We start from the raw sequence: 23,064 nt of genomic DNA, 5'->3' as shown, positions 1-23,064 counted from the left end.
GGTTCTGGCGTTTTGGATGAATCACCTATGACAGCACCTCTGGATCTCGTCATCATGGCCGCGGGCAAGGGCACGCGCATGAAAAGCCGCCTTCCCAAAGTCCTTCAGCGCCTGGCGGGGCGCCCGCTGCTGGGCCATGTGCTGGCGACCGCAGCGCAGCTGGATGCGCGTTCGGCCGTGGTGGTCACGGGTCACGGCGCGGACCAGGTGGAGCCCGCCATGGCGGCGGCCTGCCAGGGCGGCTCCATGGCGCTGAAGTTCGTGCGCCAGGAGCCGCAGCTGGGCACGGGCCATGCGGTGCAGCAGGCCGTGCCTGCGCTGGCGGGCGACGGCATGGTCATCGTGCTCTCGGGCGATGTGCCGCTGACGCAGGCCGACACGCTGCGCGCCCTGGTCGATGCGGCCGATGGCCAGCGGCTGGCGCTGCTGACCGTGCGCCTGCCCGATCCCACGGGCTATGGCCGCATCGTGCGCGGCGAAGACGGCACGGTGCAGCGCATTGTCGAGCAAAAGGATGCCAATGACGCCCAGCGCGCCATCCAGGAAATCTACAGCGGCATCATGGCCGTGCCGGCCCGCCACCTGGCCGGCTGGCTGGCCCGCCTGACCAATGACAACGCCCAGGGCGAGTACTACCTGACCGACGTGGTCGCCATGGCCGTGGCCGACGGCGTGCCCGTGGTCGCGCACTGCATTGCCGACCCGGTGCAGGTGGCCGGCGTCAACAGCCCGCTGCAGCTGGCCGAGCTGGAGCGCGCCCACCAGGGCGCCCAGGCCCGCACGCTGATGGAGCAGGGCGTGCGCCTGGCCGACCCCGCGCGCTTTGACCTGCGCGACGACCCGCGCACCGGCCGCGCGGCCCGCCTGGTCTGCGGGCAGGATGTGGAGATCGACGTGGGCTGCATCTTCAGCGGCCATGTGGAGATTGGCGAAGGCGCGCGCATCGGCGCCTATTGCAGCATTGCCAACGCCACGATTGCGGCGGGCGCCGTCATCCATCCGTACACGCATGTCGATGGCGAGAAGGCCGGCGTCAGCGTGGGCGAGGGCGCCCTGGTGGGCCCGTTTGCGCGCCTGCGCCCCGGGGCGCAGCTGGGCCGCGAAGTGCACATCGGCAACTTCGTCGAGGTCAAGAACTCCGTGCTGGCCGATGGCGCCAAGGCCAACCACCTGGCCTACCTGGGCGATGCCACGGTGGGCGAGCGCGTCAACTACGGCGCCGGCTCCATCACGGCCAACTACGACGGCGTGAACAAGCACCGCACGGTGATCGAGGCCGACGTGCACATCGGCAGCAACTGCGTGCTGGTGGCGCCCGTCACCATTGGCGCGGGCGGCACGGTGGGCGGCGGCTCCACGGTCACCAAGAGCACCGAGCCTGGCGTGCTCACGGTATCGCGGGGCAGGCAGGTGAGCATCACCAGCTGGAAGCGCCCGGTCAAACTGCCCAAGTCCTGAGACTTCCGAGACACGTGGGCTCGAGGGCCCGCATCGCCGGCGGGTCCCGTACGGGGCAAGCCGATTTTCCGAATCTCCTGACCCTGTTCATGCCATGACGGAACCTTTCGCCCACCCTCCGCCCGACCCTGCCGCCGACCTGCAAGGCCCGCCCCGCACGCTGCAGGACGCGCTGGAGCGCCTGGCCCAGCGCGAGCAGGAGCTGCAGGCCCTGCGCGCCGCGCAGCAGGAATGGCTGCACGCGGTGTCGCACGACCTGCGCGCGCCGCTGCGCCATGTGCTGTCCTTCGGCCCCCTGGTGGACGAGCTGCTGTCGCAGGCCGCGCCTTCGCCGCAGGAACTGCAGGAGGCACGCGGCTTCCTGCAGACCATGGACCAGTCCGCCCGACGCATGGGCGGCATGCTCGACGGCCTGCTGGCCCTGGCGCGCGCCGCCCGCACGCCCATGCAGTGGCAGCCCATTGCCTTGCAGGAACTGCTGGAGCAGGCGCGCACGGCGGTGCTGGCGCAGCCGCGCTGGGCGGCCTGCGGCGCGGCGGCGCGGCTGCAATGGAGCCTGCCGCAGCAAAGTCCCGCCGTGCGTGCCGACGCGGCCCTGCTGCGCCAGGTGCTGGAGGCGCTGCTGGACAACGCCGTCAAGTTCACCCAGCCCGTGGCCCAGCCGCGCATTGCCATCGATGTGGAGCGCCATGCCGACGGCGGCATCACGCTCAGCGTGACGGACAACGGCGTGGGGTTCGACCCCTCGCGTGCGGGCGCGCTGTTCGGCATCTTCCAGCGCATGCACCGTGAGTCGGAGTTTCCGGGCCTGGGCACGGGCCTGGCCCTGGTGCGCGGCGTCATGCGCCGCCACGGCGGCGAGGCCACCATCCGCGCCACGCCGGCGGGCGGCTGCAGCGTATGCCTGAACTGGCCCGGCGGCGAAGTGCGGCGCACGGATCGCGGGCTCTGAGTCTGCCTGCCGCTGGCGCCAGCCCTCAGATCAGCGTGTCGTCCGGCTCGGGCTGGTGTGCCTGGCGCGAGGCCTCGCTGCCCGCGTCCGTGCCCGACCTGGTGGGCGCGCTGCCGGCCATCAGCGGCGCAGCAGGTATCACCTGGTCGCGCCCGGCGTCCTTGGCGCTGTAGAGCGCGCTGTCGGCCGCATTGATCCAGTCCTTGACCGACAGAAAGCTGGGGTCCGCCGCCGCCACGCCAATGCTGGCGCTGACGCGCAGATGCGGGTGCTCGCGCACGCGCAGCTGGCTCAGCTGGTTGCGTATGCGCAGGGCCACCGCATAGGCATCGTCCAGATGGGTGTGCATGCACAGCACGGCGAATTCATCGCCTCCGTAGCGGCCGGCCGCGTCATGCGATCGCAGGCAGTGCCGGATGGTCAGGCCGATGGCCTGCAGCACCTCGTCACCCACGGTGTGCCCAAAGCTGTCGTTGATGCGCTTGAAGTGGTCTATGTCCACGATCAGCAGGCAGGCCGAGGTCTGCGTCTGCCGGTAGTCGCGCAGCGCGGCGCGCGCCTTCTGCCACCAGTAGTCGCGGCTGTACAGCGTGGTCAGGGGGTCGATGCGGCTGAGCACCTGCAGCTTCACGTTCTGTCGTGCCAGCTTGCGCACCAGCTGGCGCGTGGACCAGCTGGAGAACACGCTGTGCAGCAGGAGCAGGGGCAGCATGCTCAGCTGCACTGCCAGGCTGGCCTCCCACTCGGGCGCGGGCCGCAGCAGCAGGGCCCCCGCGGCGGCGGCCAGGAAGGTGGCGAACAGCGATTGCAGCCAGCCGTCGCGCGTGGCCGTGTGGTTGCGGTCTGCAATGCTGATGGCCAGCAGCGCAATGCTGGGCAATGCACAGAAATGCATGACGGGAATCCAGCTGCCGATGATCAGCGCATCTATCTTCAGATTGGCGTGTTCGGCGCGGTGGCTGTCACGGCTGTGGCGGGCGTGGAGAAAGGCGATGTGCGGCCAGACCAGGGCGCTCACCAGCACAAAGCCCCAGACAGCCGTGCTGGCGCCCAGCTCGGTCATGGTCGTGCCCACGACGAGGCCACCCAAAGCCATGCTGGAGACGCGCAAGGGATAGGTGCGGCGATGGATGCGCTGGCGCAAGGACATGGCGGTGCGAGCCGAGTGCGCGCCGATTGCCTAGCGCGTCAGAAAGTGTTGTTGCATCAATTTGTATCATTGTCCCCGTGCGTGCGCAACGCCTTAAAGTCCAACGTTGCCCAAAGTTGGCGTTCGGGACACATTGCAGGCTTGCTGTCCTACGCAGTCCCGCCGCCGCGCAGTTTCCTGATGCGCACAATTACTCGCAAAATCAAGCGTCCTGGCCTCATTGGGCGCCTGTTCCGGGATTTGCCGGCGGCAGCGGCATGGCGGTGGAGAACTTGGCGCGCCTGACGCTGAAAAAACTCTTGACATTGCGCACGTTGGCGTCGCCCGTGAATAGCGCCCGGCTCAACTCCAGGTAGGCCGGCATGTCGGGCGCGGCCACCACGAGGATGAAATCAGGCCCCGCCGATACGCGCCAGCACTGCTGCACGGCGTCCAGCGCCACGGCGCGGCGCTCGAATCCGTCCAGCGCGTCACTGTCCTGGCGGTCCAGCGAGACCTCCACAATGGCCTGCAGCCCATGGCCCAGGGCGGCGGCCAGGCGTTCGGGCTGCAGGATGGCCACCTGCCGCTCGATCAGCCCGGACTCCTGCAGCCGCCGCACGCGGCGCAGGCAGGTGGGCGGCGACAGCTGCAGCAGCGCGGCCAGGGCCTGGTTGCTGCGGCTGCAGTCTTCTTGCAGCAGCTGCAGCAGCTGCAGGTCGGTAGCGTCCAGTTGAATGGAATTTTGGTTCATTTTTTTATTTATATTGAAATAATATTTCTTGAATGCCTGATGATGAAATATTAGTTCAATAGATAAGGAAATCTGGAGAGAAATTTCTTTTCAACCTGCGTAGCATCCGTCGTCATCTCGAAACAAGGAGCTTGTCCATGTGTGGCATCGTCGCAGCGGTTTCCTTCCGCGATATCGTCCCCGTTCTCGTCCAGGGCCTGCAGCGCCTGGAATATCGCGGCTATGACTCCTGCGGCGTGGCCGTGCAGGCGCTGGACGCACAGGGCGTGCACAGCCTGGGCCTGCGGCGCGCCCGCTCCACGGCGCGCGTAGCCGAACTCATGGACCAAGTGCAACAGGACAAGGTCATCGGCCACACCGGCATTGCCCACACGCGCTGGGCCACGCATGGCGAGCCGGCGGTGCGCAACGCCCATCCGCATTTCAGCCACGGCCCTGGCGTCTCGCCCGTGGCCGACACCGACCAGCCGGCCCGCGTGGCCCTGGTGCACAACGGCATCATCGAAAACTACGAAGCCCTGCGCGCCGAGCTGCAGTCCAAGGGCTATGTCTTCGCCAGCCAGACGGACACCGAGGTCATCGCCCACCTGGTGGACAGCCTCTACGGCGGCGACCTGTTCGAGGCCGTGCAGGCCGCCACGCAGCGCCTGCATGGCGCCTTTGCCATCGCGGTCATGCACAAGGACGAACCGCAGCGCGTGGTGGGCTCGCGCGCCGGCTCGCCGCTGATCCTGGGCGTGGGCCAGGACGGTGCCGAACACTTCCTGGCCAGCGACGCCATGGCCCTGGCCGGCGTGACCGACCAGATCGTCTACCTGGAAGAGGGCGACATCGTGGACCTGCAGCCTGGCCGCTACTGGCTGGTGGGCAAGGGCGGCGAGCGGCTGGCGCCCGAGCAGCGCCCCGTGCGCACCGTGCACGCCCACAGCGGCGCGGCCGAGCTGGGTCCCTACCGCCACTACATGCAAAAGGAAATCTTCGAGCAGCCGCGCGCCATTGCCGACACGCTGGAAGGCGTGCAGGCCATCGTGCCCGAGCTGTTCGACGGCGTGGCCTCGGACGGCAAGGCCGGCACTTCGGCCTGGCGCGTGTTCAAGGAGATCGACCGCGTGCTCATCCTGGCCTGCGGCACCAGCTACTACAGCGGCTGCACGGCCAAGTACTGGATCGAGTCGCTGGCCGGCCTGCCCTGCAGCGTGGAAGTGGCCAGCGAATACCGCTACCGCACCAGCGTTCCCCATCCCAAGACCCTGGTCGTCACCATCAGCCAGTCGGGCGAGACCGCCGACACCCTGGCCGCGCTGCGCCATGCTCAGAACCTGGGCATGAAGCACACGCTGACCGTCTGCAACGTGGCCACCAGCGCCATGGTGCGCGAATGCGAGCTGGCCTACATCACGCGCGCCGGCGTGGAGATCGGCGTGGCCTCCACCAAGGCCTTCACCACCCAGCTGGCGGGCCTGTTCCTGCTGACCCTGGCCCTGGCCCAGTCGCAAGGGCGGCTGAGCGAGGAAAAGGAGCAGCAATATCTGGCCGCCATGCGCCACCTGCCCGTGGCCCTGCAATCCGTGCTGGCGCTGGAGCCCCAGGTCATCAGCTGGTCCGAGGACTTCGCCAAGCGCGAGAACGCGCTCTTCCTGGGCCGTGGCATCCACTACCCGATTGCGCTGGAAGGCGCGCTCAAGCTCAAGGAAATCAGCTACATCCACGCCGAGGCCTATCCGGCCGGCGAGCTCAAGCACGGCCCGCTGGCCCTGGTGGACAGCGCCATGCCCGTGGTCACGGTGGCGCCCAACGACGAGCTGCTGGAAAAGCTCAAGAGCAACATGCAGGAAGTGCGTGCGCGCGGCGGCGTGCTCTATGTGCTGGCCGATGCCAAGACCAACATCGAAAGCAGCGAAGGCATGCACGTCATCCGCATGCCCGAGAACTACGGCGCGCTCAGCCCCATCCTGCACGTGGTCCCGCTGCAACTGCTGGCCTACCACACGGCCTGCGCACGCGGCACCGATGTGGACAAGCCGCGCAACCTGGCCAAGAGCGTGACGGTGGAGTGAGGCGGGGGCCGGGGTAGGGCGCAGGCCGTGGCCTGCCCTGGTCCTTCGTTGCCCCCTGTGCGAAATGTCCGTCGGACACCCGGCGGCTGGCCTACCTGCGGTGTCGCAACATGGGGCTGCGCACGCTCTGGCCGGTCCTACGGCTGAGCCGCATGTCCGGGCCCACACTGGTTACCAGCGCAGTGCATATCTGCGCTGCAGTCGGGCGCTTCGTTTGACGCGCCTCTTTGACCACCATGTGAAGGAGATACCCATGGCTCAGCAAAACGACCAGCAACAGCAGCAAAACAACCCGCAGCAGCAGAACCCGAACCAGCAAAACCCGGGACAGCAGCAGCAGGACAACCCCCAGCACAAGCAGCCTGGCCACAACCAGCCAGGCCAGCAGCAGCCCAATCAGCCCCGCTGACAGGCTGGGCGGCGTTCCGTTTGACGTGAGGATGGAACCATGAAACAGCTTCTTCCCACGAGAGGCCCGCAGCATCCGGCCTATGTTCCCATGCAGATGGGGCAACCCATCACGGACAGGAACTACAGCCAGATGCAGTGCAAGGCGAACGTCCGCCAACAAGGGCAGCCTTTGCGCCAGCCACAGCAACGCTGATTGATCGCAGCCAGCGCTGGTGCAGCGCTCCCTGGAACCGGCCGCCTTCGGGCGGCTTTTCCGTGTCGAGGGCCTGCCCTGGCCGGGGCCGCCGGAGATCTCCCCGCACAATGACGCCTTTCCAGCATCAACCTCCAAGGATTTCAACGATGACACTGCAGCGCCCCTGCTTCGTTTTGCCGACCCTGGTGCTCGCCCTGGGATTGTCGGGGTGTGCCGCGCCGCCTTCCAGCGGGCAGCTCGAGAAGGAGGAAGCGGAGCAGGCGAAGACGCTGTGGGTGATCAGCGAGGCCTTGAAGGCCAACATGGCCGTGGTGCTGGTGGCTGACCTGACGCCGCACAAGTCGCTGGCCGACGCCGACGGCATGTCCAAATGGACCTCGAACGTGCTGTGGACCCACCAGGACAGGCCGGAGATCGTGTTCGGCCGCAAGTTCCAGAACAACGCGCTGCAGCGCGATCCCAAGACCACCTACCTCTTCAAGGCCTTCGAGGTCCATGTCCTGCCCCCCGGCAAGTACCTGTTGACGGGCGGCGATGACTACTGGCTCAATGCCCGGCTCGACCAGCTGGGGGCCAAGGCGGGCGCTGCGGGCGCAGGCCGCGGCGCCAGCGGCACGGTGTCCCTGGCGCCCGAGACCTACCGAGAGTTCTATACCGAGATGAACTGGAAGGAGGCCACCACGCACACGCAGACCCGCACCGAGAAGTACTGCACCACGGTGCACCGTGCCTCGGGCCATTGCGTGGCCTGGGGCGAGCGGCAGGTCACGGACAGTACGCCGGGCATGGGTGCGGGCTACTACCAGGACACGGACTCGCGCGACATCCCCGCGCTCAAGGTCCAGGTGCGCGTGCCGCCCCGGCAGGCCCTGGCCAGTTTCACGCTGGAAGGCGGGCAGCTGGTGCTGAGCCAGCGCTCGTATCTGAAGACGCCCAGCTACCAGTTCCGCCAGGCGGGCTGCCGCAAGGTGGCGGCCGAGAAGGTCGAATGCCCGCTGGAGGACTTCACCGTCCACACGCTGCCGGTGCCCATGGAATTCACGCGCACCTATCTGGCCTCCCGCGCCAACGTGACCCCTGACCAGGAAAAACTCATGGCGCGGCTGGCGCCCATGCAGGTCACCACGCTGGGCCGCCAGGGCGCCGTCGATCCGATCTGGGGCACGCCGATCTCGCTGCGCAAGGGGCCTTGAGGTCCGGGCGCGGCCGATGGCCGATGGTCGATGGTCGTTGATCGGCTGCGTCGGGTGGCTGCCCTTTCCGTGCCCGGCCGGTTGTTGGCGGGCTGCGGCGACCGGTGCCTGCCTATGGGGTCACCAGGTGTGCGCGTAGCTGATCTTCAGCACCGTGCCGGCCGCTGGCAGGCGGCTGGTGTTGTTGTTGCTGCGCAGCAGCTGGCTGTAGAGCGGGAAGTACTGGCGGTTGAACAGGTTTTCCACGCCCAGGGACACACGGTTCTTGGGGTCGACCTTCCACTGGCTGATCAGGTCCACCGTGGTGTAGCCCCGTGTGTCATAGCGGCCGAAGCCGGTCTTGCCGCCCAGGCGGTAGTCCTTGGAGGCATAGGCGGTGGCCTGGAGGCGGTGGCTCCAGCGCGTGTCGGGCCGGTACTCCACATAGGCCGTGAGCTTGAGCGGAGGGATGCGAAAGCCCGTCATGTCCTGGTAGCCGCTGGCGGCCTGGGGCAGCTCGCGGCCCTTCATCCAGGTGAAGCTGCCGCCCACGCTCCAGTGGTCGTCGTCGCTGAAGTAGTCCAGGCCGCCTTCGATGCCATGGATCTTCTCGCGGGTGCGCAGCAGGGTCAGGCCATTGTTGAAGCTCTGCACGGCGCCCAGGTTGGAGCGCGACTGGAAGACGCTGAGGTTGGCCATCACGTTGGAGAACTTGCCGCGCCAGCCCATTTCATAGGTGTTGGTCTTGACCGCCTGCAGGTTGGAGTTGCCCAGGTTGAAGGCCGGCGTGGCATTGCGCACCACCACGCCGATGTCCGGCAGCTCGAAGCCCTGGCTGTACGAGGCATAGAGCTCCTGGCCGGGGACCGGCGTGAAGACCGTGCCCAGGTTGTAGGTCCAGGCGTTGTACCGGACGGTGCCGCCGTTCACGGGCTGGGGGCTGGGGACGCGTGACTGCGACAGCGGCGTGAAGTCATTGAAGCTGGCCTGGGCGCGGTCGTAGCGCAGGCCGCCTTCCGCCGACCATTGCGCATTGAACCGGTGCTGCAGCTGGGCGAAGGCGCCGATGCTGCGCGTGGTGACGGGCGGCATGTAGATCAGCTGGCCCGTCTTGTGGAAGACCAGGCCGCCGCTGGCGTCATAGGCCCGGGGATCGAAGATGTCGATGGGCATGTCGGTGCGCTCCTGGTTGAAGTCCGCACCCCAGATCAGCAGGCTCTTCTTGCCGGCGCCCAGCGGCGTCTTCAGGGTCAGGCGCCCGCCAAAGACCTCGGAGTTCTGCATGGACTGGTCGACATTGGCGCCCCGCACCGGCACCGCGCGTGCGTCGAAGGGCGCAAAACGGGTGAAGAAGTCCCGGTAGTAGAGCTGGGCGGCCAGCGTGCTGCCTGCGATGTCCCGGTTCTCGTAGTCCAGGCCCAGCATGGTGTTCTTGATCTGGTTCTGGTCGGCCAGCACCAGGCCCTTGATGGGGCGGGCCGCCGCCGTTCCTGCCGGCAGCCGCGCCACCGACGGGTCGGAGGCGTAGTCCGTGTCCTGGGCCGCGTTGTAGTGGCTGGCGGTCAATTGCAGGTGCTGGTCGGCATCGAGCTTGAAGCCGATCTTGGCCGAGGCGTTGTAGATGTTGGAGTCGAACAGGTCGCCCTGGCTGGGCTCGGGTGCAATGCGGTCGCCCCTGGCGTCGAAGGCGCCGCCCATGTGCCTGGCGCCCAGGCTCACCGAATAGTCGACCACCTCGCCGCCGCCGGACAGGTAGTGCTGCACCTCGCCGCCCAGCCCCGCGCCGCGCAGGCGGGACAGCGGGGCCGAGCCGGTGACGATGGTCTCGGCCCGCGTCTCGCCCGAGGGCCGCTTGGTGCGGATGGAGACAATGCCGCCCGCCGCACCGCTGCCGTAGATGGCGCTGCTGCCGCGCAGCACCTCGATCTGCTCGATGTCGGCCGGGTTGATGTTGGCCAGGTTCCTGGACGAGTCGCGGTTGGTGTTCAGCGGAACGCCGTCCACCAGCACCAGCATGTTGCGGCCCCGCAGCGTCTGGCCGTAGTCGGTGATGGTGTGGCTGGAGTCCGCCATGCCGGGGACCACCTTGCTGAGCATGGTGGCCAGGCTGTCCGAGCCCTGGCGCAGCTGCTCCACCTCCTGGCCTTCCAGGATCGTCACCTGCCGCGACGGTGCGACCAGGTTGTTCTGCGTGCGTGCGGTCACCGTGATGGCGGCAAGCTCCGTGGCCTGTGCTGCGACCAGGGCTGCGGCCGGCGCTGCGGGCACGGCCGCCGCTGCAGCGGACGGCGCCTGGCGGGCCGCCGCAGGCAGCTTCTCCAGCGCGTAGTTGCCCGCACCCGCGCGGCGCGCTGTCCAGCCTGACGTGTTCAGCAGCTGCGCAAAGCCGTCTTCCACGGAGAACGTGCCGGACAGGCCGCGTGTCTCCATGCCGACGAGCTGCTGCAGGTCCATGCCCAGGTTCACGCCTGCCTGCGCGGCAAAGGCCATCAGCGCCGGGCCCAGCGGACCCGGCTGGATCTGGTAGCTCCTGGCAGCGGCGCTGGCGGCCGGCTCGGCCGCCTGGACTGGCAGCGCGTGCAGCAGCAGCGAGGTGCTGACGGCCAGGGCCGCCAAGGCGGTGGCGCGCAGGCTGGCGCGTGGTCCGGCGGTGGAAGAAGGGGAGTGCATGGTGTTCTGTCCTCTGGGCTGTCGATGAAAGTGGTCTTCGCAAGCCTTGACAGGCGAGAGCGAAAAACCGGACAGCCACGGCAGAAAAAAATCGAATCAGCGCCGCGCCACCGTCACCCAGTACCGGCTGCGCTCGTGCACGCGCACCGGCAGGGTCTGGGCCAGCAGGGCCAGGATGCGGTCGGTGTCATGCAGCTGGTAGGTGCCGGAGACGCGCAGGTCGGCGACATCGTCGTCGCACCGCACAAGGCCCTCGCGGTAGCGCGACAGCTCGGCCAGGAAGTCCTGCAGGCGCAGGTTCTCGGCATAGAGCACGCCCAGCGTCCAGGCCGAGTCCCGCGGCGCCACCGGGCGGGTGGCGCTGGCGCCTTGTCCATCGAATTGCAGTTGCTCGCCCGCATGCACCACCACGGCCGTGGCCGATGCTGCCGGCGTGACGCGCACCGCGCCCTCCAGCACGGCCAGCGCCGTGCCCCGCTCCAGCTTGCGCACGATGAAGCGCGTGCCCAGGGCCTGCATCTGGCCGTCGTCTGTCTGCACCATGAAAGGCTGGGAGGCGTAGGGCGGGGCATGCGCGGTCTCGACCAGGATTTCCCCGGCATGCTGGCGGATGCGCCGCGCCGTGCCATCCATGCGCACGCTGATGGCCGAGGCCGTGTTCAGCTGCACGCGGCTGCCATCGGCCAGCGTGACCGCGCGGCGCTCGCCCCTGGCCGTGCGGTAGTCGGCCGTCCAGTCCTGCCAGGGCAGCTGGCGCCAGGCCAGCCAGCCCAGCGCAGGCGTGGCCAGGGCCAGCACGGCCGAGCGCAGCAACTGGCGCCGTGCCGCCGAGGGGCGCGCGCGGTTGAGCGTGGCCATGCCGACGGCGGCGGGCACGGTGTTGAAGCGGCCCTTGAGCTGCTCGGCACACTGCCAGATCTGCTCATGCCGGCTGCTCTGGCTGCGCCAGCGCGCCAGTTCGGCCTGCTCGGCCGCGCTGAAGTCCGATGCGTGCCTGCGGGCCAGCCAGCGGGCGGCCTCGTCCAGGATGCGTGCGTCTGCGGCCTGCATGCTCAGCGCTCCAGCATCACCAGCAGGCATTGCCGAAAGCCCTGGGCCATGTAGCGCGTCACGGTGCGCACGCTCAGCTGCATCCGGTCGGCAATGTCCTCGTAGGACAGGCCTTCCAGCTGGGACATGAGAAAGGCCGTGCGCACCCTGGCGGGCAGGGCGTCCAGCAGCGCATCGAGCTCCTGCAGCGTCTCCAGCAGGATGGCCCGCGCCTCCACGGACGGCACGGTGGCCTGGGGCAGGAGGTGCAGCGACGCCAGGTAGGCCTGCTCCAGCGAGCGGCGTTCGAGGTGATTGACCAGCAGCCGCCTGGCCACTGTCGTCAGGTAGGCCCGGGGCTCCCGGATGTCCTCGATGGCCTGCGTCCTGGCGCTGACCCAGATGCGCGTGAACGTGTCCTGGGCCAGGTCGGCCGCATCGCAGCGGTTGCCCAGCCTGCGTTGCAGCCACGCGACCAGCCAAGGGTTGTGCTGCGCGTACATGCTGCCCAGAGCCTGGCTGGCGCCACTGTCGGTGGATGGATGCACGTGCCGGGCCTTTCCTCTTGTGCGTCAAGAAACTGCCAGCATTTTATCCAGTTGATATGAATTCTCATTTGCATTGGGATCGGTGCGATCCCGCGCACCGGATCAGCCCGCCGCCGCCAGCCCGTCGAAGGTCGTGCTGGTCACCCAGTCGATGATCTGCGCGTGCGTGTACTGGCCCGACTCCTTGAGCAGGGCCACCACCGGATCGCAGGCCCGCGCGAACAGCGTGTAGAGCACCAGTTCGGCCGGCAGCGTGGCCTGCATCTGGCCGCTGGTCTGGGCCTCGGTGATCCAGATGCTCAGGCGGTTGCTCAGCGCGATCAGCCGGTCCATGTAGTCGTCGTTGGATTGCAGCGAGGCGCTGAGGTTGGAGTTCTGCGCGGGCAGGGAGGGCATCTCGCCTTCCAGCTGGGTCTGCATGGCCCAGCGCGTCACGGCCTTGAGCTGGTCCAGCGGGCGCGTGGGCGTGCCGGCCTCGGCCGCCAGGCTGGCTTCGTCGCGCAGGCCGTCCACGAAGGCCAGGGCGCGGTCCAGCACGCCCACCATGGCGGCCCCTGCCAGTTCTTCCTTGGAGGTGAACAGCTTGTACAGGCTGGCCTTGGCCATGCCGGCCTCGGCCGCCACCTCGTCCACCGTCATGGCGTCGTAGCCCTTGGTGGCCAGCAGCCGGTTGACGGCCGCCACGATGGCCTGCTCGCGCACGCGCTGTATCTGTTCTTTGATGGAGGAGCGGCTTGTCATAGCCATATTTTAGACCCGACAGGTCATATCCGATACCAAATAGTGCAAAGCGAATACGTTTGGTATATAGTTTGAACTCATCAGTTCACAGTTTGATCTTCATGGTCTGACTGATCGATTCAACCAGGAAGGACGCTCCCATGCATCGCATTGCAGTCATCGGGTCGGGGATTGCGGGGCTGGCCGCAGCACGGCGGCTGGCCGGCGCGCCGGGCGGGCATGGCGTGACCCTGCTGGAGGCAGGCAGCCATTTCGGCGGCCATGCCAACACGGTCGATCTGGCGCTGGGCGGCGTGAGCCAGGGGGTGGACACGGGCTTTCTGGTGTTCAACCACCGCACCTATCCGCTGCTGACCCGTCTGTTCGAAGAGCTGCAGGTGCCCACGGCGGAGGCCGAGATGTCGTTTTCCGTGCAGGTGCCGCAGGCCGGCGGCCGGGCGGGCCTGGAGTGGAGCGGCAGTTCGCTGGGCGGTGTGTTCGCCCAGCGCAGCAATCTGCTGCGGCCCCGTTTCCTGAAGATGCTGGCCGAGATCCTGCGCTTCAACCGCCTGACCACGCGCATCGCCGAGGAAGGCGATGAAGCGCGGCTGCGCAGCTGCATCGAAGATTTCCTGGACGACCACGGCTTCGGGCCGGCCTTTCGCCAGGACTATCTGCTGCCCATGATGGGCTGCATCTGGTCCTGCCCCACCGACCAGATGCTGCGCTTTCCCGTGGCCACGCTGATCCGCTTTTGCCACAACCACGGCCTGATCCAGGTCACGGACCGGCCGCAGTGGCGCACCGTGCGCGGTGGTTCGCGCCAGTATGTGCGGCGCATGGTGGCCGCGCTGCAAAAGGACGGCCGCCACGAGGTCCGGCTGAACGCGCCCGTGCTGGGCCTGCGCCGCGCCGCCCACGGCGTGCTGCTGCAGATGGCGCACGGCACGGAGCGGTTCGACGCCGTGGTGCTGGCCTGCCACAGCGACCAGGCCCTGCGCCTGCTGGGCTCCGATGCCACGCCGCTCGAGCGCAGCGTGCTGGGCGCCATCCGCTACCAGCCCAACCAGGCCGTGCTGCACACCGATGCCGGCGTGCTGCCGCGCCGCCCGGCGGCCTGGGCCGCCTGGAACTACGAACGCGCCGCCGATCCCGGAAAAGACCGGGCCGGCGTCTGCCTGCACTACCTGCTCAACCGCCTGCAGCCCCTGCCGTGGCAGCAGCCCGTGATGGTGTCGCTGAACCCGGTGCGCCCCATCGATGACAGCCAGGTCCACGCGCGCATCGAGTACAGCCACCCGGTGTTCGACCTGGCCGCCATCGAGGCCCAGGGCCGGGTGGATGCCCTGCAAGGCCAGCGCAGGACCTGGTTCTGCGGCGCATGGTGCGGCTACGGCTTCCATGAGGACGGCCTGCGCTCGGGCCTGGTCGCGGCCGACGGCCTGCTGCATGCCCTGCCGACCTTGCCCGTCCTGCCCGCCAGCGCGGCCTTCGAGGGGGTTGCATGACGGCCCGGCCGCTCATCGGCTTCGGCCATGTCTGGCACCGCCGCCTGCGGCCGGTGGAGCATGCCTTCCGCTACCCGGGCTATTTCCTCATGCTGCCCATGCGCAGCCTGCGCACGCACCCGGACGCCGCGCTCAGGCGCAACCGCCGTGGCTGGCTGAGCTTCCATGACAGCGACCACGGCGAGGGCGGCTGCGACGCGCTGGCCTGGTTCGAGCAGCTGCTGCACAGCGAAGGCATTGGCGACGCCGATGGCGAAGTCTGGCTGCACACCTTTCCGCGCGTGCTGGGCTACGTGTTCAAGCCCGTGAGCTTTTGGTATGCGCACCGCGCCGACGGGTCGCTGGCCGCCGTGCTGGCCGAGGTCAACAACACCTTTGGCGAGCGCCATGCCTATCTGCTGGCGGGGCCGGACCTGGCCTGGGGCCGGGAGCAGGTGGCGCGCAAGCAATTCCACGTCTCGCCGTTCTGCGAGGTGCGCGGCGAGTACCGCTTCCGCTTCGAGCGCAGCGAAGACCGCACCCTGGCGCGCGTGGACCTGCATGACGAGGACGGCCCGCTGCTGCAGACCAGCGTGGGCGGCGTGCTGCAGGCGCTGGATGCCGCCGCCGTGCGACGCGCCTTCTTCGGCACCCCTTTGATGACGCTGGGCGTGGTCGCCCGCATCCACTGGCACGCGCTGCGCCTTTGGGCCAAGCGCGTGCCTTTCCATGGCAAACCCTCCGCGCCCAAGCGCTTCGTCACAAGATGAACACTACCGCCGCCCCCCTGCTGAGCCCCACCGCCGCAGCGCCGCGCCGCACGCCTGCGCGGGCACGCCGTGTGCTGAACCTGCTCGAACGCCTGCCCCACGGGCAGCTGGACCTGGAGCAGCCCGATGGCCGCCTGCTGCACCTGCCCCGTCCGCCGTCGGGGGCTGCCGACGCGCATTGCGTGCTGCACGACTGGCGGGCGCTGGAGCGCACCCTGAAATCGGGCGACATCGGCCTGGCCGAGGGCTATATCGCCGGAGAATGGGACAGCCCCGACCTGGCCGCCCTGCTGCGCCTGTGCATGGCCAACCGCGACCATGTGCAAAGCCTGGTGTACGGCAGCTGGTGGGGCCGGCTGGGCTACCGCCTGCGCCACCTGCTGCAGCGCAATACGCGGGCCGGCAGCGCCAGGAACATCCATGCCCACTACGACCTGGGCAACGATTTCTACCGCCTGTGGCTGGACCCCGGCATGAGCTACAGCGCCGCCTGGTTCCAGGGGCGCACGGGTGAATCGCTGCGCCACGCCGACCTGCAGTACGCCCAGCAGGCCAAGCTCAGGCGCACGCTGGACGAGGTGAGGCTGCAGCCCGGCCAGCGCCTGCTGGAGATCGGCTGCGGCTGGGGCGGGCTGGCCGAGGCGGCGGCGCAGGAGTTCGGCGCCCGGGTCACGGGCGTGACGCTGTCGCGCGAGCAACTGGCCTGGGGACAGCAGCGCATGCGGCAGGCCGGCCTGGCCGACGCCGTGGAGCTGCGCTACCAGGACTACCGCGACCTGCCCGCGCGCCATGCGGGCGAGCCCTTCGACGCCATCGTCTCCATCGAGATGTTCGAGGCCGTGGGCCGAGAATACTGGCGCGGCTACTTCCAGACGCTGCGCGACTGCCTCAAGCCCGGGGGCCTGGCCTGCATACAGACCATCACGCTGCGCGAGGACCTGTTCGCGCGCTATCTGCGCTCCACCGACTTCATCCAGCAGTACATCTTCCCGGGCGGGCTGCTGCCCAGCATTCCTGCCTTCGAGCAGGAGGCACGGCGCGCCGGCCTGGTGGTGGAGCGCCGCATGGCCTTCGGCCGCGACTATGCGGAGACGCTGCGGCGCTGGCGCCAGGCCTTCGATCACCACCTCGACGCCGTGCGGGCCCAGGGCTTTGACGAGCGCTTCGTGCGCATCTGGACCTTCTACCTCGCCTACTGCGAGGCGGCCTTCGACACCGGCAACACCGATGTCGTCCAGTTCACGCTGCGCAGGCCCCTGCCATGAAATCGCCACCACGTCACATGCCGCGCCGCCAGGCGCTGGCCTGGGGCGCCGCCTGCGCCCTTGTCCCTTCACTGATCGCCATGCCCAACGAACTCCACGCCAAGACTCCGACTGCCGACCTTCCGGCCGAACTGCGCAGCGCCCTGCCGGCCGCGCGCCTGGTGGGCACGGGCGTGCTGCGCTTTTTCGGCCTGCGCGTGTACGAGGCACGGCTGTGGGCTGCACCGGGCTTTGTGCCCGAAGACTACGCCCGCCACCCGTTCGCGCTGGAGCTGGTCTATGACCGCAAGCTCGAAGGCGCGGCCATCGCCGAGCGCTCCATCGCCGAAATGCGCAGGGTCGACGGCTTCACCGAGGAGCAGTCCCGCCAATGGCTGGCGCTGATGAAGCAGGCGTTTCCCGATGTGGCTGCCCAGGACCGGCTGCTGGGCCTGAACGACGGCCAGGGCGAGGTGCGCTTCTTCCACAACGGGCGCCAGACTGCACAGCTGCGCGATGCGGACTATGCGCGCCTGTTCTTCGGCATCTGGCTCGCGCCCCAGACCTCGGCACCTGCCATGCGCAGCTCGCTGCTGGGCCAATCCTGAGCGCCCGGGACCACGCCATGGCCTCGCACCCTGCCGCCGCCCCCTTGCTGCCCTGGCGCACAGGGCTGGCCTATGGCGGCCTGGCCGCGCCGCTGGCGTTCGTGTCCCTGCCGCTGTATGTGAACCTGCCCTACCACTACGCCAGCGTGGCCGGTGCGCCGCTGGCGGGGCTGGGCGCGGTGCTGCTGGCCACGCGTGCCTTCGATGCCCTGGTGGACCCCGCCATCGGCCGCCAGGCCGACCGGCTGCTGCGCCGGGGCATGCGGCCAGCGTGGTGGGCGGCTGCACTGGCCAGCCTGCTGATGGTCCTGGGCTTCTGGGCGCTGTGGCATCCGCCGCGCGGTGCCCAGGCCGCCATGCTGGGCTGGCTGGCCTGCAGCCTGCTGGTGTGCACGCTGGCCTACAGCTTCGTCACCATCGTCCACCAGGCCTGGGGCACGCGCTGGGGCGGGCAGCCCGCCTGGCGGGCTCGCGTCACGGCCTGGCGCGAGGGCGCTACGCTGGGCGGTGTGCTGCTGGCCAGCGTGTTGCCGGCCTGGCTGGGCTTGGACGCCACCAGCGCCGTGCTGGCGCTGGGCCTGGCGCTGGGGCTGGTGGGGCTGTACCGGCTCAAGGCTCCGGTGACGCTGCCGCAGCAGGCCACGGCGGACACCTCTCGGATCTCACCATGGGCGGATGCCGGCTTTCGCCGGCTGCTGGCCGTCTTCATGGTCAACGGCGTGGCCGCGGCCATTCCGGCCACCTTGCTGCCCTTCTTCGTGGCCGACAGATTGCAGGTGCCCGGGATGCAGCCTCTGCTGCTGCTGTGCTTTTTTGGCGCGGCGGCCCTGGGCCTGCCGCTGTGGGTGAAGGCCGTCTCGCGCTGGGGCCTGGCGCCCAGCTGGCGCGCGGGCATGCTGGCCAGCGTGCTGGCCTTCGGCTTCACGCCCTGGCTGGGCACGGGTGACGGCCTGGCCTTCGCCGTGATCTGCCTGGCCAGCGGGCTGGCCCTGGGCGCGGATCTGGCCCTGCCGGGCGCACTGCTCACGGGCGTGATCCACGAGTCCGGCCAGGGCGGCCAGGGCGAGGGCCGCTACCTGGGGTGGTGGACCTGCGCCACCAAGCTCAACCTGGCCCTGGCCGCAGGGCTGGCCCTGCCCCTGCTGTCCGTTGCGGGCTACCGCAGCGGCAGCACCGATCCGGCCGGCCTGCAGGCCCTGGCCTGGGCCTATGGCGGGCTGCCCTGCCTGCTCAAACTGGCGGCGGCCGGGCTGCTCTGGCGCGCCGAGCGACTGCATTCTTCCTGGAGGCACACATGAGCCACATCACCCACTGCGCTTCGTTTTCACCACTGCGGCGCGCCTGCCTGGGGGCGGCATTGGCGCTGTCTCTGGCGGGCTGCGCCGGTCCTTCCGTGCAGGACTACGCCAAGGAGCAGCCGACGCTGGACCTGCGCCAGTACTTCAACGGGCCGCTGACGGCCCACGGCATGTTCACGGACCGCTCGGGCAAGGTGGTCAAGCGATTCACCGTGCGCATGACGGGCCGCTGGAATGGCGACGAGGGCACGCTCGATGAGCACTTCGTCTACAGCGACGGCAGCACGCAGCAGCGCATCTGGCATATCCGCCACCTGGGCGAGGGCCGCTACAGCGGCCGGGCCGACGACGTGGTGGGCGAGGCCCAGGGCCAGAGCGCGGGCAATGCCATCCGCTGGAGCTATGTGCTGGCCCTGCCCGTGGACGGAAGGGTCTGGAACGTCAGCATGGACGACTGGATGTACCTGATGGACGGGCGCACCCTGCTCAACCGCACGGCCATGAGCAAGCTCGGCCTGCACCTGGGCGACGTGACGCTGGCCATCATCAAGGAGTGATGGCCATGCCACTGTTATCCCGCCGGCTGAACCCGCCGCTGCGCGACTGGAAGGGCCGCTCGGCATGGCTTCTGGGCGCCTCCTCGGGCATAGGGCGCGCCACGGCCGAAGCGCTGCACGGCCAGGGCGCGCGCGTGATTGTCTCTGCGCGGCATGGCGGTGCGCTGCAGGATTTCGTGCGCGGCCGCGAAGGCTGCCTGGCCCTGCCGCTGGACGTGACCGATGCCCAGGCCGTGGCACAGGCAGCCCGTGCCGTGCGGGCCCATGTGGGCAGGGCGCCCGACCTGGTGGTGTACTGTGCCGGCCACTACCGGCCCCAGCGCGCCACCGAGTTCGACCTGGCCGAGATGCAGCGCCACCTGGCCGTGAACTATGGCGGCGCGCTGCACCTGCTCGATGCGGTGCTGCCCATGCTGCTGGAGGCCGGCCAGGGGCATCTGGCCCTGGTCGGCTCGGTGGCAGGCTATCGCGGGCTGCCCATGTCCCTGGCCTACGGTCCTACCAAGGCGGCGCTCAACAACCTGGCAGAAAACCTCTACCTGGACCTGCACGGCCCGGGCCTGGGCGTGTCCATCATCAACCCCGGCTTTGTCGATACGCCGCTGACGGCGCAAAACAGCTTCAGCATGCCGGCCCTGATCGGTGCCGACGAGGCCGCCCGTCACATGCTGCAGGGCTGGGCACAGGGGCGCTTCGAGATGAATTTTCCGCGCCGCTTCACACGCTGGGTGCGGCTGCTGCGCTGCCTGCCCGATGCCTGGTATTTCTCGGCGGTTCGCCGCATCACAGGAGCCTGAAACCGATGAGCACTGCCCTCGGCGATCCCCGACTGGACCGGCTGGCCCAGGCCTATGAGGCGCTGCGCCGCGACAACCTGCCGGCGCTGCTGGCCCTCTATGCGGAACAGGCCCGGTTCAAGGACCCGTTCAACGATGTGCGCGGCCACGCAGCGATACAGCGCGTGTTCGCCCACATGTTCGAGCAACTGGACCGGCCCCGCTTCGCCGTCAGCCAGGGCGCGGTGCAGGGGGACAGCGGCTTTTTGCTGTGGGAGCTGGGCTTTGTCAGGGCATCGGGCCAGCCCATGCACATCTGCGGCACCAGCTACCTGGAGTTCGATGCGCAGGGACTGGTGGCAGTGCACCGCGACTTCTGGGACCCGGTGGAGGAAATCTTCGCCAAGGTGCCCGTGCTGGGCGCCGTGGCCAGGGCGCTGCAGAACAAGCTCAGGGCTCCGCAGTAAGCAGCCTGGCCAATTGCGCCAGGGCGCCGTCCAGGTCGTCCAGGCCTGGGGCGCCCAGGCAGATGCGCAGCCCGCTGGCACGGTCGTGCGGCTCCACCATCAGCGAGCCCGGATCGGTCAGCGTCACGCCCAGCGCCGCTGCGGCCGACACCAGGCGGTCGGCGGCCTCGCGCTCCATGGGCAGCCAGGCGTTGTAGGCCTCGGGGTGCAGCACCAGGCGGCTGTCGCCCAGGTGTGGGGCAAGGTGCGATGCGGCCAGCCGCACGCGCCGCTGTGCCTCATGGCGCAGGTCGGCCTGCAGGGAGGCGACCACGCCCTGGGACAGCCATTCATCGACCACGGCGCATGACAGGGCCGAAGGAGCCATGGACAGCTCCTGCAGCGTCGCCAGCGCGGCGCCGCACAGCGCTGGCGGCAGCACCAGCGTGCCCACCTGCAGCCCCGGGCCCAGCGACTTGGACAGCCCGTTCACATGCAGGGTGATCTCGGGCGCCAGGGTCGCCAGGTGCGCAAGGCGCGCGTGATCGGGCGAGCAGGCGGCATACACGCCGTCCTCGATGATCCAGGCGCCTGCGTTCCGGCAGATATCCACGATCGCCCGCCTGCGCTCCGCGCCCATGGTGGCCGTGGTCGGGTTGTGCAGCGTGGGGGTGAGGTAGAGCACCTTGCCTTCGGCGGCGGGAATGCCTTGCAGCGCCTCGGCCAGCGCCTGCGGCAGCAGGCCCTGCGCGTCCATGGCCAGGCCCTGCAGGGCGCAGCCCTTGCGCCGGGCCAGGGCAATGGCGCCGGGGTAGGTGATGCGCTCGGTCAGCAGCCGGCCCCGGGGCTGGCAGACCAGGTCCAGGGCCAGGGACAGCGCCTGGCGCGCGCTGCTGGTCAGCACCATGTGGCCGGGTTCCACGTTCAGGCCCAGCGTCTGCAGCCAGCGCGCGAGCACGCGGCGATGCTCCGCATGTCCGCCCGGCGGCGCGTAGGAATTGAAGTGATCGGCATCGATGCGGCGCGCAATCGCGGTCAGCGTGCGCGCCAGCAGGCGTTCGCTGATGGCGGCCGGCGGCGCGTTGGAGGACAGGTCGATGGCCTCGCCGCCCTGCGTCCGCCGGGCGGCCACGAAGGTGCCCCTGCCCTTGACGCTGCGCGTCAGCCCCCGGCGCTCCAGCAGCGCATAGGCCCTGGTCACCGAGCCCAGGCCGATCTGCAGCCTGTCGGCCAGGTCTCTGTGGGCGGGAAGGCGGTCGCCGCCGGCCAGTCGGCCTTCCACGATGTCGTCGGCCAGGGCGCGCGCCAGCCGCTCGGCGGCACTGGCTTCAATGCGCGCAAGACGGGGTGTCCAGGGGGAGGGCAGGAGCATGATCGGGGCAAGGAAAAAAAGAGTGTGCCGTGACACTATTTCATTTATCGATAGTGTAACGTTCACCCCATGTTCAGCCACATCACCGTCGGCGCCCGTGATCTCGAGCGGGCCGGCCGCTTCTATGACGCGGTGCTTTCCCCGCTGGGACTGCAGCGCCGCGCCGTCCAGCCCGATGGCGGGCCGGCCGCGCTGTGCTGGGTGGCGCCGCAGGCTTCCTTGCCGCGCTTTTATGTCTACAGCCCCTTCAACGGCGAGCCGGCCACGGCGGGCAACGGCAGCATGGCGGCCTTTCTGGCGCCATCGCCCGAGGCGGTGGATGCGGCCCATGCCGCCGGCCTGGCGCGTGGCGGCAGCGACGAAGGCCCGCCCGGCCCGCGACCTCATTACGGCGATGGCTACTACGGTGCCTACCTGCGCGACCCCGACGGCAACAAGGTCCATGTGGTGCATCGCGCCGATGTGCGGCCGTAGCGCAGATCGGGACCGCCGTCCGTTTCCCCTTCTTTTCCTTCCCATGCAACAAGGACTGTCTTCATGAGCATTGCCGTTCATATGGTCGACGTTTTCGCCAGCGGCCCGCTGTCCGGCAATCCGCTGGTCGTGATCACCGGTGGGCAGGCGCTGACCACCGCACAGATGCAGCAGCTGACGCGCTGGTTCAATCTCTCCGAAACCGCATTCCTGCTGCCGCCCACGCAGGCGCAGGCCGACTACCGCGTGAGGATTTTCACGCTGGACCGGGAGATGCCTTTTGCCGGCCATCCCACGCTGGGCAGCTGCCATGCCTGGCTGTCCCAGCGCGGTGCGCCCAGGAACGCAGGCCACATCGTCCAGGAGTGCGGGGCGGGCCTGGTGCAGATACGGCAGGAGCATGGGCGGCTGGCATTCGCCGCGCCGCCCATGCTGCGCTTTGGCGCGCCCACCGCCGACGAGCTGGATGCCGCGCTGCGCATGCTGGGCATCACTGCCGAAGAGGTGCAGGCCGCCTCGTGGATAGACAACGGCCCCGGCTGGCTGGGCATCCGCCTGGCCTCGGCCGAGCAGGTGCTGGCGCTGAACCCGGCCCGGCAGTGGCCCACGCGCATGGACGTGGGCGTGGTGGGGCCCTATGCCAGGGGTATCGGCGGTGTCAGCCCTGCCGCCTGCGAGGTGCGCGCCTTCTTCTCCGATCACCAGGGCGCCATCGTCGAAGACCCCGTCACCGGCAGCCTCAACGCCTCGCTGGCGCAGTGGCTGTTTGCGACGGGGGTGATGGACAGCGACTACGTTGCCGCCCAGGGCCGCTGTCTGGGCCGTGACGGCCGCATCTTCCTGACCCGTGACGGCACGGGCCAGGTCTGGGTGGGCGGCACGGCGCGCACCCATGTCGAAGGCGCACTGAGCGGCCTTTGATCCACACCGAAAGAA

At 69.1% G+C, this 23,064-nt stretch carries 23 protein-coding genes; 16 read left to right on the top strand and 7 right to left on the bottom strand.

Annotation, left to right across the window (positions count from 1 at the left end; all coding sequences use genetic code 11):
• Window positions 1-27: 27 nt before the first annotated feature.
• Both glmU and ACF8O7_RS16575 read left to right on the top strand, forming a co-directional pair.
• Window positions 28-1,458, top strand: coding sequence for a bifunctional UDP-N-acetylglucosamine diphosphorylase/glucosamine-1-phosphate N-acetyltransferase GlmU (gene glmU / locus ACF8O7_RS16580; RefSeq protein ID WP_034348976.1), 1,431 nt, complete (start codon window positions 28-30; stop codon window positions 1,456-1,458).
• Between the two features lie 94 nt (window positions 1,459-1,552).
• Window positions 1,553-2,410 carry an ATP-binding protein gene (locus ACF8O7_RS16575; protein ID WP_016448447.1) on the top strand — a complete coding sequence of 286 codons (858 nt, stop codon included), beginning with the start codon at window positions 1,553-1,555 and terminating at the stop codon, window positions 2,408-2,410.
• Between the two features lie 25 nt (window positions 2,411-2,435).
• On the opposite strand, the gene ACF8O7_RS16570 is transcribed toward ACF8O7_RS16575, so the two are convergent.
• Both ACF8O7_RS16570 and ACF8O7_RS16565 read right to left on the bottom strand, forming a co-directional pair.
• Window positions 2,436-3,560 carry a diguanylate cyclase gene (locus ACF8O7_RS16570; protein WP_016448446.1) on the bottom strand — a complete coding sequence of 375 codons (1,125 nt, stop codon included), beginning with the start codon at window positions 3,558-3,560 and terminating at the stop codon, window positions 2,436-2,438.
• 217 nt (window positions 3,561-3,777) lie between these two features.
• A complete protein-coding gene (locus ACF8O7_RS16565) occupies window positions 3,778-4,293 on the bottom strand; it encodes an Lrp/AsnC family transcriptional regulator (RefSeq protein ID WP_016448445.1) in 516 nt (171 codons plus the stop codon).
• Window positions 4,294-4,430: 137 nt separating this feature from the next.
• On the opposite strand from ACF8O7_RS16565, the gene glmS reads away from it, so the two are divergent.
• The 4 genes from glmS to ACF8O7_RS16545 all read left to right on the top strand — a co-directional run bounded on the left by glmS (window position 4,431) and on the right by ACF8O7_RS16545 (window position 8,150).
• Window positions 4,431-6,350 carry a glutamine--fructose-6-phosphate transaminase (isomerizing) gene (glmS, locus tag ACF8O7_RS16560; RefSeq protein WP_016448444.1) on the top strand — a complete coding sequence of 640 codons (1,920 nt, stop codon included), beginning with the start codon at window positions 4,431-4,433 and terminating at the stop codon, window positions 6,348-6,350.
• 253 nt (window positions 6,351-6,603) lie between these two features.
• A complete protein-coding gene (locus ACF8O7_RS16555; RefSeq protein WP_193615930.1) occupies window positions 6,604-6,759 on the top strand; it encodes a hypothetical protein in 156 nt (51 codons plus the stop codon).
• Between the two features lie 39 nt (window positions 6,760-6,798).
• Window positions 6,799-6,954, top strand: a complete 156-nt coding sequence (locus ACF8O7_RS16550; RefSeq protein WP_016448436.1) for a hypothetical protein — start codon at window positions 6,799-6,801, stop codon at window positions 6,952-6,954.
• Between the two features lie 149 nt (window positions 6,955-7,103).
• On the top strand, window positions 7,104-8,150 hold the full coding sequence (locus ACF8O7_RS16545; protein WP_126311062.1) for a hypothetical protein: 1,047 nt from the start codon (window positions 7,104-7,106) through the stop codon (window positions 8,148-8,150).
• Window positions 8,151-8,270: 120 nt separating this feature from the next.
• On the opposite strand, the gene ACF8O7_RS16540 is transcribed toward ACF8O7_RS16545, so the two are convergent.
• From ACF8O7_RS16540 to ACF8O7_RS16525, 4 genes are all read right to left on the bottom strand, one after another.
• Complete coding sequence (locus tag ACF8O7_RS16540; RefSeq protein ID WP_126311061.1) at window positions 8,271-10,799, bottom strand: TonB-dependent receptor; 2,529 nt, start codon at window positions 10,797-10,799, stop codon at window positions 8,271-8,273.
• 96 nt (window positions 10,800-10,895) lie between these two features.
• Entirely contained in the window at window positions 10,896-11,849 is a 954-nt protein-coding gene (locus tag ACF8O7_RS16535) for a FecR domain-containing protein (RefSeq protein WP_016448433.1), read from the bottom strand.
• A gap of 2 nt (window positions 11,850-11,851) precedes the next feature.
• Window positions 11,852-12,331 carry a sigma-70 family RNA polymerase sigma factor gene (locus ACF8O7_RS16530; protein WP_070081029.1) on the bottom strand — a complete coding sequence of 160 codons (480 nt, stop codon included), beginning with the start codon at window positions 12,329-12,331 and terminating at the stop codon, window positions 11,852-11,854.
• A gap of 147 nt (window positions 12,332-12,478) precedes the next feature.
• Window positions 12,479-13,117, bottom strand: a complete 639-nt coding sequence (locus ACF8O7_RS16525) for a TetR/AcrR family transcriptional regulator (RefSeq protein WP_017407121.1) — start codon at window positions 13,115-13,117, stop codon at window positions 12,479-12,481.
• Between the two features lie 140 nt (window positions 13,118-13,257).
• Here ACF8O7_RS16525 and ACF8O7_RS16520 point away from each other — a divergent pair, with 140 nt between their 5' ends.
• The 8 genes from ACF8O7_RS16520 to ACF8O7_RS16485 are packed head-to-tail and all read left to right on the top strand — an operon-like array spanning window position 13,258 to window position 20,303.
• On the top strand, window positions 13,258-14,604 hold the full coding sequence (locus tag ACF8O7_RS16520; RefSeq protein ID WP_017407120.1) for an NAD(P)/FAD-dependent oxidoreductase: 1,347 nt from the start codon (window positions 13,258-13,260) through the stop codon (window positions 14,602-14,604).
• Window positions 14,601-15,353: a DUF1365 domain-containing protein gene (locus ACF8O7_RS16515; RefSeq protein WP_046238807.1), complete on the top strand. Its 753-nt coding sequence runs from the start codon at window positions 14,601-14,603 to the stop codon at window positions 15,351-15,353. The genes ACF8O7_RS16520 and ACF8O7_RS16515 overlap by 4 nt, the downstream gene beginning before the upstream one ends.
• On the top strand, window positions 15,350-16,618 hold the full coding sequence (locus ACF8O7_RS16510; RefSeq protein WP_046238808.1) for a cyclopropane-fatty-acyl-phospholipid synthase family protein: 1,269 nt from the start codon (window positions 15,350-15,352) through the stop codon (window positions 16,616-16,618). The genes ACF8O7_RS16515 and ACF8O7_RS16510 overlap by 4 nt, the downstream gene beginning before the upstream one ends.
• A gap of 17 nt (window positions 16,619-16,635) precedes the next feature.
• Window positions 16,636-17,205 (top strand): chalcone isomerase family protein, encoded by a 570-nt coding sequence (locus tag ACF8O7_RS16505; protein WP_016448427.1) that lies wholly within the window; start codon window positions 16,636-16,638, stop codon window positions 17,203-17,205.
• Between the two features lie 17 nt (window positions 17,206-17,222).
• On the top strand, window positions 17,223-18,503 hold the full coding sequence (locus ACF8O7_RS16500) for an MFS transporter (RefSeq protein WP_016448426.1): 1,281 nt from the start codon (window positions 17,223-17,225) through the stop codon (window positions 18,501-18,503).
• Window positions 18,500-19,060: a DUF3833 domain-containing protein gene (locus ACF8O7_RS16495; protein ID WP_016448425.1), complete on the top strand. Its 561-nt coding sequence runs from the start codon at window positions 18,500-18,502 to the stop codon at window positions 19,058-19,060. The genes ACF8O7_RS16500 and ACF8O7_RS16495 overlap by 4 nt, the downstream gene beginning before the upstream one ends.
• 5 nt (window positions 19,061-19,065) lie before the next feature.
• Window positions 19,066-19,857: an SDR family oxidoreductase gene (locus ACF8O7_RS16490; RefSeq protein ID WP_016448424.1), complete on the top strand. Its 792-nt coding sequence runs from the start codon at window positions 19,066-19,068 to the stop codon at window positions 19,855-19,857.
• A 5-nt stretch (window positions 19,858-19,862) separates the two neighbouring features.
• On the top strand, window positions 19,863-20,303 hold the full coding sequence (locus ACF8O7_RS16485) for a nuclear transport factor 2 family protein (RefSeq protein ID WP_016448423.1): 441 nt from the start codon (window positions 19,863-19,865) through the stop codon (window positions 20,301-20,303).
• On the opposite strand, the gene ACF8O7_RS16480 is transcribed toward ACF8O7_RS16485, so the two are convergent.
• Window positions 20,287-21,654: a PLP-dependent aminotransferase family protein gene (locus ACF8O7_RS16480; RefSeq protein ID WP_392443867.1), complete on the bottom strand. Its 1,368-nt coding sequence runs from the start codon at window positions 21,652-21,654 to the stop codon at window positions 20,287-20,289. The two genes, ACF8O7_RS16485 and ACF8O7_RS16480, sit on opposite strands and share 17 nt — an antisense overlap.
• Before the next feature lie 69 nt (window positions 21,655-21,723).
• Here ACF8O7_RS16480 and ACF8O7_RS16475 point away from each other — a divergent pair, with 69 nt between their 5' ends.
• Window positions 21,724-22,128 (top strand): VOC family protein, encoded by a 405-nt coding sequence (locus tag ACF8O7_RS16475; protein WP_016448421.1) that lies wholly within the window; start codon window positions 21,724-21,726, stop codon window positions 22,126-22,128.
• A 63-nt stretch (window positions 22,129-22,191) separates the two neighbouring features.
• Window positions 22,192-23,049 (top strand): PhzF family phenazine biosynthesis protein, encoded by an 858-nt coding sequence (locus ACF8O7_RS16470; RefSeq protein ID WP_392443865.1) that lies wholly within the window; start codon window positions 22,192-22,194, stop codon window positions 23,047-23,049.
• The last annotated feature ends 15 nt before the right edge of the window (window positions 23,050-23,064 follow it).

It is taken from the genome of Delftia sp. WSY_16, assembly GCF_043104415.1.
Classification (GTDB): domain Bacteria; phylum Pseudomonadota; class Gammaproteobacteria; order Burkholderiales; family Burkholderiaceae_C; genus Comamonas; species Comamonas tsuruhatensis.
The sequence above is the reverse complement of the archived record's forward strand: the minus strand, read 5'-3'. Positions and strand labels throughout refer to the sequence as shown.

What these genes read in the sequence shown, in the direction of transcription:
- glmU (WP_034348976.1), top strand. Translation starts at nt 28, where the DNA reads ATGACAGCACCTCTGGATCTCGTCATCATGGCCGCGGGCAAGGGCACG.
- ACF8O7_RS16575 (WP_016448447.1), top strand. Translation starts at nt 1,553, where the DNA reads ATGACGGAACCTTTCGCCCACCCTCCGCCCGACCCTGCCGCCGACCTG.
- ACF8O7_RS16570 (WP_016448446.1), bottom strand. Translation starts at nt 3,560, where the DNA reads ATGTCCTTGCGCCAGCGCATCCATCGCCGCACCTATCCCTTGCGCGTC.
- ACF8O7_RS16565 (WP_016448445.1), bottom strand. Translation starts at nt 4,293, where the DNA reads ATGAACCAAAATTCCATTCAACTGGACGCTACCGACCTGCAGCTGCTG.
- glmS (WP_016448444.1), top strand. Translation starts at nt 4,431, where the DNA reads ATGTGTGGCATCGTCGCAGCGGTTTCCTTCCGCGATATCGTCCCCGTT.
- ACF8O7_RS16555 (WP_193615930.1), top strand. Translation starts at nt 6,604, where the DNA reads ATGGCTCAGCAAAACGACCAGCAACAGCAGCAAAACAACCCGCAGCAG.
- ACF8O7_RS16550 (WP_016448436.1), top strand. Translation starts at nt 6,799, where the DNA reads ATGAAACAGCTTCTTCCCACGAGAGGCCCGCAGCATCCGGCCTATGTT.
- ACF8O7_RS16545 (WP_126311062.1), top strand. Translation starts at nt 7,104, where the DNA reads ATGACACTGCAGCGCCCCTGCTTCGTTTTGCCGACCCTGGTGCTCGCC.
- ACF8O7_RS16540 (WP_126311061.1), bottom strand. Translation starts at nt 10,799, where the DNA reads ATGCACTCCCCTTCTTCCACCGCCGGACCACGCGCCAGCCTGCGCGCC.
- ACF8O7_RS16535 (WP_016448433.1), bottom strand. Translation starts at nt 11,849, where the DNA reads ATGCAGGCCGCAGACGCACGCATCCTGGACGAGGCCGCCCGCTGGCTG.
- ACF8O7_RS16530 (WP_070081029.1), bottom strand. Translation starts at nt 12,331, where the DNA reads ATGTACGCGCAGCACAACCCTTGGCTGGTCGCGTGGCTGCAACGCAGG.
- ACF8O7_RS16525 (WP_017407121.1), bottom strand. Translation starts at nt 13,117, where the DNA reads ATGACAAGCCGCTCCTCCATCAAAGAACAGATACAGCGCGTGCGCGAG.
- ACF8O7_RS16520 (WP_017407120.1), top strand. Translation starts at nt 13,258, where the DNA reads ATGCATCGCATTGCAGTCATCGGGTCGGGGATTGCGGGGCTGGCCGCA.
- ACF8O7_RS16515 (WP_046238807.1), top strand. Translation starts at nt 14,601, where the DNA reads ATGACGGCCCGGCCGCTCATCGGCTTCGGCCATGTCTGGCACCGCCGC.
- ACF8O7_RS16510 (WP_046238808.1), top strand. Translation starts at nt 15,350, where the DNA reads ATGAACACTACCGCCGCCCCCCTGCTGAGCCCCACCGCCGCAGCGCCG.
- ACF8O7_RS16505 (WP_016448427.1), top strand. Translation starts at nt 16,636, where the DNA reads ATGCCGCGCCGCCAGGCGCTGGCCTGGGGCGCCGCCTGCGCCCTTGTC.
- ACF8O7_RS16500 (WP_016448426.1), top strand. Translation starts at nt 17,223, where the DNA reads ATGGCCTCGCACCCTGCCGCCGCCCCCTTGCTGCCCTGGCGCACAGGG.
- ACF8O7_RS16495 (WP_016448425.1), top strand. Translation starts at nt 18,500, where the DNA reads ATGAGCCACATCACCCACTGCGCTTCGTTTTCACCACTGCGGCGCGCC.
- ACF8O7_RS16490 (WP_016448424.1), top strand. Translation starts at nt 19,066, where the DNA reads ATGCCACTGTTATCCCGCCGGCTGAACCCGCCGCTGCGCGACTGGAAG.
- ACF8O7_RS16485 (WP_016448423.1), top strand. Translation starts at nt 19,863, where the DNA reads ATGAGCACTGCCCTCGGCGATCCCCGACTGGACCGGCTGGCCCAGGCC.
- ACF8O7_RS16480 (WP_392443867.1), bottom strand. Translation starts at nt 21,654, where the DNA reads ATGCTCCTGCCCTCCCCCTGGACACCCCGTCTTGCGCGCATTGAAGCC.
- ACF8O7_RS16475 (WP_016448421.1), top strand. Translation starts at nt 21,724, where the DNA reads ATGTTCAGCCACATCACCGTCGGCGCCCGTGATCTCGAGCGGGCCGGC.
- ACF8O7_RS16470 (WP_392443865.1), top strand. Translation starts at nt 22,192, where the DNA reads ATGAGCATTGCCGTTCATATGGTCGACGTTTTCGCCAGCGGCCCGCTG.